At 69.9% G+C, this 987-nt stretch carries 1 protein-coding gene; it reads left to right on the forward strand.

The features are described from left to right. Nucleotides 1-987: SDR family NAD(P)-dependent oxidoreductase (locus tag IEZ31_RS55795; protein WP_190258297.1), on the forward strand; the 987-nt coding region annotated here is incomplete at both ends.

Raw genomic sequence — 987 nt, forward strand, 5'->3', positions numbered from 1 at the left:
GTGTTGCACCCGGCGCTGCTCGATGCGGTGTTGCACGGGATCGGCCTGGCTGTTACTGGGCATCCCGGTCTGGATGGGGTGCCGTTCGCCTGGTCGGGGGTGCGCTTGTATGCGGCTGGGGCGTCGGTGTTGCGGGCTCGGTTGACGCTGTTGGCGGACGGTGGTGTGCGGCTGGTCGCGACGGATGCCGAGGGTGGTGCCGTCATCGAGGTTGATCGGTTGGTGACGCGGGCGTTGCCGGATATGCGGCCGGTGGCCCCGGGGCGTGATGCGTTGTTCACGGTTGAGTGGGTGGCGGTGGCTGAGCCGGACACGGCCGTCGACCTGGACGGGTGGACGGTGTACCGGGCGACGGAGGTGGCCGCGACGCTGTTGGTGTTGCAGGAGACTTTGGTCCGGGAGGATGCGCGGCTGGCGGTGGTGACGTCGGGGGTGGACGTCGATCCGGGGGTTGCGGCGATCTGGGGGTTGGTGCGTTCGGCGCAGTCGGAGTATCCGGACCGGATCGTGCTGGTCGACGCCGAGGATGGGGAGGTGGCCCGGGCGCTTGCGGTGGCCGGTGAGCCGCAGTTGAAGGTGTGTGACGGCAAGGTGTTGGTGGCGCGGCTGGCGCGGGTGGTCCCGGCCGGGACGGCTGGCGAGGTCTGGACGGGGACGGTGCTCGTCACTGGGGGTACCGGTGGGCTCGGTGCGTTGGTGGCCAGGCATCTGGTGGCCGTTCATGGTGTGCGGAGTCTGCTGTTGTTGTCGCGGTCCGGGGTGGCGGCGGCTGGCGCGGAGCGGCTTGTCGAGGAGTTGACGGTGCTGGGTGCGCGGGTGCGGATCGAGGCGGTCGATGTGACCGATCGTGATGCTCTTGCGGCGGTGTTGGTGGAGCCGGTGGGTGGGGTTGTGCATGCGGCGGGTGTGCTGGACGACGGTATGGTGATGTCGCTGACTCCGGAGCGGCTCGACGCCGTGTTGCGGGTGAAGGCCGTCGCCGCGCGC

The organism is Dactylosporangium sucinum (assembly GCF_014647515.1).
GTDB classification, from domain to species: Bacteria; Actinomycetota; Actinomycetes; order Mycobacteriales; family Micromonosporaceae; genus Dactylosporangium; species Dactylosporangium sucinum.